General features: G+C 68.3%; 3 protein-coding genes. 2 read left to right on the top strand and 1 reads right to left on the bottom strand.

The features are described 5' to 3' along the window. Positions 1 to 2,370 precede the first annotated feature (2,370 nt). Positions 2,371 to 2,852: DUF4062 domain-containing protein (locus tag ASF40_RS21720; RefSeq protein WP_442922708.1), on the bottom strand; the 482-nt coding region annotated here is incomplete at its 3' end. A gap of 412 nt (positions 2,853 to 3,264) precedes the next feature. On the opposite strand from ASF40_RS21720, the gene ASF40_RS17860 reads away from it, so the two are divergent. Next, entirely contained in the window at positions 3,265 to 3,594 is a 330-nt protein-coding gene (locus ASF40_RS17860; protein WP_056371429.1) for a hypothetical protein, read from the top strand. A 300-nt stretch (positions 3,595 to 3,894) separates the two neighbouring features. After that, a complete protein-coding gene (rpoB, locus tag ASF40_RS17855) occupies positions 3,895 to 7,395 on the top strand; it encodes a DNA-directed RNA polymerase subunit beta (protein WP_056371427.1) in 3,501 nt (1,166 codons plus the stop codon). The last annotated feature ends 31 nt before the right edge of the window (positions 7,396 to 7,426 follow it).

Here is a 7,426-nt window from a genome sequence, read left to right as displayed (position 1 = left end):
GCTCGATGGCCGACCGCACTGCTTCGCGTTCTTCCGCGAGCTCGCGCAGGGTCGAGCTCACGAACACCCGGATCCGCTGGTCGGGCGTGCGGATCACGGGCGCGCGCTCGAGGCCCGTCACCACGAAGGGACCTTCTCGCGGACGTCCGCGTCGGCGTCGGGCAGCGCGATCGCGATGGCCTCCGCGAGGCCCATCTCGCTGCCCGCGCGCTCACCGGCCTCGACGCTCTCGGGATCGATCGCACGCAGCGCCTCCAGCGGGGCGAGATGCACGGCGAACCCTTCGATGTCGTAGATGCCCGTCGTCTCGCGGATCGTCGCCGCCACCGCGGCCAGAGCTCCGGCGCGCCACGCCTCGCCGTGTGAGGCGGCGATCGCCGACATTCCTTCCAGCCCGTACGTCGCGCCGTCGACGAAGTGCAGCCGGATCGACAGCGTCAGGGTCAGCAGGAACTCCGCTTCCGCCTCATCGCGCTCGCCCAGCACGAAGCGCAGGCGCGCGCGGTTGTTGCCCGCCACGACGCGGGTGAACGCGTCATCGGCGGCGTCGGCGATGTCGACCGCCCGGCCGAGGTGCTCGAGCGCCGCCGGGATGTCGCGACGAAGCATGCCGAACTGGCCGAGCACCACCTCGGCGAGGGACTCGGCCCAGCGGTCGCCGAGCTCGTGGAGCGTCGCGATCGCCTCTCCGATCTCGGCGCGGAACACCTGTTCGTCGAGGTCGGCGAACTGCAGCCGCGCCGACGCCTTCGCGGCGAGCGCCATCGCAGCGGCCTGCTCGTCGCCGCTCTCGGTGAACAGCCGCACGACCTCGCCGAGGTCCTCCACCGCCTGGTCGCTCGGTCGCTGCCACAGCTCTGCCCACAGCGGGAAGAACGTCGCGATCGCGCGCGTGCGCGGGGTCAGCGGCATCCGCTTCTCGAGAAGTTCCAGCATCCACAGCCGCACGTCGGCGAAATACCCGCAGATCCACCAGTAGGCGAGCATCGTCCACGCGAAGTCGCCGGCGTCGTCGAGCCGGTCCATGGAGACCAGGTGGCGGGCCGCGGCGCGCAGATTCGGCACCTCGAGCCCCAGTTCGGCGACGGCATCGATCTGCTCGGCGCCGCGAAGTCGTGGGGCCACGCGGTGCACCAGGTCGAGGTAGTAGTCGGCGTGCGCGATGCGCATCGCATCCGCCGCCCGCCGTGACTCGAGCGACTCGAGCGCGTACTCGCGGACGATCGCGAGGAGCGAGAACACTGAGCGGCCGCCCGAGTCGATGCGCTGCACCAGCGAAGCATCGATCAGCGCGGCCAGCGTCTCGATCGTGTGGGGACCCCACGAGCGGGTCCCGCCCACCGCCTCGACCGACTCGAGGCTGAATCGTGCGGCGAACACGCCGAGGTCCTCGAGCATCGCGCGCTGGTCATCGGCCAGCAGGCCCACGCTCCAGTCGATCGTCGCCCGCATGGTGCGATGGCGGTCGGGAAGATCGCGCACCGAGGTCGACAGCAGCGGGAGGGTGTGCCCGAGGCGCTCGGCGACGTCGTGCGGCGAGAGCAGGCGGATCTTCGCCGCGGCCAGTTCGATGGCCAGCGGCAGCCCGTCGAGCCGGCGGCAGATGCCGATGACGTCGGCCGCGTTCTCGGCGGTCAGCTGGAAGCCGGGGAGTGCGGACGCGGCACGCTCCGCGAACAGCACGCACGCCGAGGAGGCCTGTGCCTGCGCGAGCGTGGCGGGGACGTCCGGAGCGGGCGTCTCGAGCGTCTCGACCTCGAACACGCGCTCGCCGCGGATGCGCAGCACGATCCGGCTCGTCACCAGGAAGCACGCCCGCGGCGCGAGCGAGTACAGGCGCACGAGAACGGGGGCCTCGTCGATGATCTGCTCGAAGTTGTCGAGCACGATGAGCACGTGGCGGTCGCCGATCGCCTGCGCGATGCGCTCCTCGAGCGTGGCCGCCCCGGTGTCGCGCACGCCGAGGATGTAGGCGATCGTCGGTAGCAGCAGCCCCGGCTCGAGCACGCCCTCCAGCGGCACGAAGTACACGCCGTCGGGAAACAGGTCGGTGTTCGCGTGGGCCGCCTCGATCGCGAGCCGGCTCTTGCCGATGCCGCCGGGCCCGATGAGGCTCACCACGCGGTGGAGGCCTCCGGCCAGCAGCGCCCGGATCTCGGCGAGCTCGCCCTCGCGCCCGATCGTCTCGGTGTACGGCTCGGGCACGCGTGCCGCGAGCGAGATCTCGGCCGCCGTGGCCGGCTCGGTGCGCCGCGACTGGTCGAAGCGTTCGGCGAGGAGCATGGCGAGGTCGCCGGCGACGTGGTCTTCGAGGTCTTGGGTGTTGTGGAAGTGGAGGTAGGCGGCGGTGTCGTCGGCTTGGATGCGGGNAGAAGCCCGAGCAGGAGCAGGGCGAATCGGGTCAGCGTGTATCGGATCACCCGTTGGGATTCGTCGAAGCGTTCGGCGAGGAGCATGGCGAGGTCGCCGGCGACGTGGTCTTCGAGGTCTTGGGTGTTGTGGAAGTGGAGGTAGGCGGCGGTGTCGTCGGCTTGGATGCGGGCGATGAGGTGGGTGAGTCGTTCGTCTCGGGTGTCGGTGTCTTTGACGTAGATGAGTTTGGGCATGCCGGCGGGGGCGAGGTTGTATTCGTCTTCGAGGCCGGAGACGTTCTCGTCGGGGGCGACCCAGCCGTAGCTCTGGCCGTAGATGCCGATGAAGACGTCGGATTGGGCGAGGTAGGAGCGGTAGAGGTCTCGGGGCGGGTGGGGGCGGGCGCCGAGTTCGAACATCACGGGGGCGAGCCGGAGTCGCTCGATGGCCGACCGCACTGCTTCGCGTTCTTCCGCGAGCTCGCGCAGGGTCGAGCTCACGAACACCCGGATCCGCTGGTCGGGCGTGCGGATCACGGGGTGTCCCACCCCAGTCAGTCGCCGGCAGTGAATGGCNTCGATGGCCGACCGCACTGCTTCGCGTTCTTCCGCGAGCTCGCGCAGGGTCGAGCTCACGAACACCCGGATCCGCTGGTCGGGCGTGCGGATCACGGGGTGTCCCACCCCAGTCATGTGCATATATTGGCGCGAACCGGGGCGTTTCGCCATGGTTTCGGTGCATTGATGTATCGGACGGGCGACGGCGCTGCGCCGGGCGGACATGCCGCTTCGCGTCGCGGCCCCTCTCTTCCGCGCGGCCGTGCGCAGGAGTATGTTGCGGCGGTGACGGCGTCGGAGAGGACACCGTCGTCCGAATTGGGGCTTCGGACATCACTCATGGGAGGGGAATGCGATGAAGAAGGCTTTGGCGTGCGCGGTCGTGGCGATCGGGCTGGTGCTCGGCAGCGGCGGAGCCGCGATGGCAGGCGAGGCCACCGGGAACGGCGGAGAGGCGCAGGGGGCGAACAACTCCGCGTCGGAGTGCGCGTTCTCCGGCCAGGACACCATCGACAGCGTCGAGGGCAACCCGGAGGGCTTCGATGACGACGGCCTCGCGGCGCGAGGCAACCAGAAGCACGGGTACAAGGGCATCCAGAGCTACGGCATGTTCGTGAGCGCGGGCATCGACGTGGGAATCAACCCGGGAGACGCCTGCCGCGGCAACCTCGGCAAGAAGCACTGATCCGGCTTGCCACCAGGCCGCACCCGTGCGCTCCGGCCCTGTGCCGGGCGCGCGGGTGCGGTCGTCTTGCGGCTTATACCGCAGCATCCAGAACTTTTCAAGAATCCGACTGGACACGGCGCGTCGTCCGACGTATAGTGGGTCTTTGCGCTCTTGGATTCCCCCTGCCCTCATATGGTGGTCGGCTGTGCCTGCGCCCCCTCACGTTCACGTGGGGAGTGCCGCGCGGGTTTCGGGGATGAGGAGCACTCCACCTGACGACAAGGAAACGAGCCCTACGGGCCCACGGAGGTAATCCCCTTGGCTGCTGCGCGCAACGCATCCAACCCCACCACCACCCCGAAGAACGGACGCGGAGCATCCCGCCTCTCGTTCGCCAAGATCTCCGACACGCTGACGGTCCCCGACCTTCTCGCGCTGCAGACCGAGTCGTTCGACTGGCTCGTCGGCAACGAGGCCTGGAAGGCGCGCGTCGCGGACGCGAAGGCCGCCGGTCGTACCGACGTGCCCGAGGTCAGCGGTCTCGAGGAGATCTTCGAGGAGATCTCGCCGATCGAGGACCTGAGCGAGACCATGCAGCTCTCGTTCACGAACCCGTACCTCGAGCCCGAGAAGTACTCCATCGAGGAGTGCAAGGAGCGCGGCAAGACGTACGCGGCCCCGCTCTACGTCGAGGCCGAGTTCATGAACCACCAGACCGGTGAGATCAAGACCCAGACGGTCTTCATGGGCGACTTCCCGCTCCAGACCGACAAGGGCACGTTCATCATCAACGGCACCGAGCGCGTCGTCGTGTCGCAGCTCGTCCGTTCGCCCGGTGTCTACTTCGACAAGACCCCCGACAAGACGAGCGACAAGGACATCGTGTCGGCGCGCGTCATCCCGTCGCGCGGCGCCTGGCTCGAGTTCGAGATCGACAAGCGCGACCAGGTCGGCGTCCGCATCGACCGCAAGCGCAAGCAGTCGGTCACCGTCTTCTTGAAGGCCCTCGGCCTCACCAGCGAGGACATCCTCGCCGAGTTCGCCGGCTTCGACTCCATCGAAGAGACCCTGTCCAAGGACACGATCCTCACCAAGGAGGACGCGCTCCGCGACATCTACCGCAAGCTCCGTCCGGGCGAGCAGGTCGCCGCCGAGGCCGCCCGCGCGCTCCTGGACAACTTCTACTTCAACCCGAAGCGCTACGACCTCGCCAAGGTCGGCCGGTACAAGATCAACCACAAGCTCGGTCTCGACAAGCCGCTCACCGACTCGGTGCTGACGGTCGACGACATCGTCGCGACGATCAAGTACCTCGTCCGCCTGCACCGCGGCGACGTGACGTTCGACGGCGTGCGCGGCGGCAAGCCGGCCGAGATCCGTCTCGACGTCGACGACATCGACAACTTCGGCAACCGTCGCATCCGCGCGGTCGGCGAGCTCATCCAGAACCAGGTCCGCACCGGTCTGTCGCGCATGGAGCGCGTCGTCCGCGAGCGCATGACCACGCAGGACATCGAGGCGATCACGCCGCAGACCCTGATCAACGTCCGCCCCGTCGTGGCCGCGATCAAGGAGTTCTTCGGAACGTCGCAGCTGTCGCAGTTCATGGACCAGAACAACCCGCTCGCGGGTCTGACCCACAAGCGCCGCCTCTCGGCCCTCGGCCCCGGCGGTCTGTCGCGTGAGCGCGCAGGCGTCGAGGTCCGCGACGTCCACCCGTCGCACTACGGCCGCATGTGCCCCATCGAGACGCCGGAAGGCCCGAACATCGGTCTGATCGGCTCGCTCGCCTCGTTCGCGCGCATCAACGCGTTCGGCTTCATCGAGACGCCGTACCGTCGTGTCGTCGAGGGCAAGGTCACCGACCAGATCGACTACCTGACCGCCTCGGAGGAGAGCGACTACATCGTCGCCCAGGCCGGTGTCGAGCTGAAGGCCGACGGCAGCTTCGCGCAGGACCGCGTCCTCGCCCGTCGCGGCAACGGCGGCGAGGTCGACCTCTTCCACTCGGAGGAGATCGGCTACATGGACGTCTCGCCGCGCCAGATGGTGTCGGTGGCGACCTCGCTCATCCCGTTCCTCGAGCACGACGACGCGAACCGCGCCCTCATGGGTGCGAACATGCAGCGCCAGGCCGTCCCGCTTCTCCGCTCGGAGTCGCCGGTGGTCGGCACGGGCATGGAGGGCTTCGCCGCGATCGACGCCGGTGACGTCGTCACCGCCGACAAGCCCGGTGTCGTCGTCGAGGTCTCGGCCGACGTCGTGACCGTGCAGCTCGACGAGGGCGGCACGCAGGACTACTTCCTGCGCAAGTTCGACCGCTCGAACCAGGGCACGTCGTACAACCAGCGCGTGGTCGTCTCGGCCGGTGAGCGCGTCGAGGCCGGCGAGGTCATCGCCGACGGTCCCGCGACGGAGAACGGCGAGCTCGCCCTCGGCAAGAACCTCCTCGTCGCGTTCATGACGTGGGAGGGTCACAACTTCGAGGACGCGATCATCCTCAGCCAGGACCTGGTGAAGGACGACACCCTCTCCTCGATCCACATCGAGGAGTACGAGGTCGACGCCCGCGACACGAAGCTCGGCAAGGAGGAGATCACCCGTGACCTCCCCAACGTCAGCCCCGACCTCCTGAAGGACCTCGACGAGCGCGGCATCATCCGCATCGGCGCCGAGGTGCGCCCCGGCGACATCCTCGTCGGCAAGGTCACGCCGAAGGGCGAGACGGAGCTCTCGGCCGAGGAGCGCCTGCTCCGCGCGATCTTCAACGAGAAGAGCCGCGAGGTCCGCGACACGTCGCTGAAGGTGCCCCACGGTGAGCAGGGCACGATCATCGCGGTCAAGGAGTTCAACGCCGAGGACGGCGACGACGAGCTCGGCTCGGGCGTCAACCGCCGCGTCGTGGTCTACATCGCCCAGAAGCGCAAGATCACCGAGGGCGACAAGCTCGCCGGCCGTCACGGCAACAAGGGCGTCATCGCGAAGATCCTCCCCGTGGAAGACATGCCGTTCCTCGCGGACGGCACGCCGGTCCAGGTCATCCTGAACCCGCTCGGCATCCCCGGCCGAATGAACTTCGGCCAGGTCCTCGAGCTGCACCTCGGCTGGATCGCCAAGCAGGGCTGGAAGGTCGAGGGCACCCCGGAGTGGGCCGCCCAGCTGCCCGAGCAGGCGTTCGAGGCGCCGGCAGGCACCAAGGTCGCCACGCCGGTGTTCGACGGCGCGTTCGAGGCCGAGATCGCGGGTCTGCTCGACTCGACGAACCCGACCCGCGACGGCGAGCGCCTGATCGACTCGTCGGGCAAGACGCAGCTGTTCGACGGTCGCTCCGGCGAGCCGTTCCCGGCTCCGATCTCGGTCGGCTACATGTACATCCTGAAGCTGCACCACCTCGTGGACGACAAGATCCACGCGCGCTCGACTGGTCCGTACTCGATGATCACCCAGCAGCCGCTCGGTGGTAAGGCGCAGTTCGGTGGCCAGCGCTTCGGTGAGATGGAGGTGTGGGCCCTCGAGGCCTACGGCGCCGCGTACGCGCTCCAGGAGCTCCTCACGATCAAGTCCGACGACATCCTCGGCCGCGTCAAGGTCTACGAGGCGATCGTCAAGGGCGAGAACATCCAGGAGCCCGGCATCCCCGAGTCGTTCAAGGTGCTCATGAAGGAGATGCAGTCGCTCTGCCTGAACGTCGAGGTCCTCTCGGCCGACGGCACGGCGGTCAACCTCCGCGACACCGACGACGACGCCTTCCGCGCCGCTGAAGAGCTCGGCATCAACATCTCCAGCCGCTTCGAGTCCTCGTCGATCGACGAGATCTAAGCGCGCCAGGTAACGAACGAATTTCCGACAC

Origin of the sequence: Microbacterium sp. Leaf288 (assembly GCF_001422925.1) — a bacterium.
GTDB lineage: Bacteria > Actinomycetota > Actinomycetes > Actinomycetales > Microbacteriaceae > Microbacterium.
The sequence above is the reverse complement of the archived record's forward strand: the minus strand, read 5'-3'. Positions and strand labels throughout refer to the sequence as shown.

Excerpts from the sequence above, each read along its gene's own strand:
- ASF40_RS17860 (WP_056371429.1), top strand. The coding sequence starts at position 3,265 with ATGAAGAAGGCTTTGGCGTGCGCGGTCGTGGCGATCGGGCTGGTGCTC.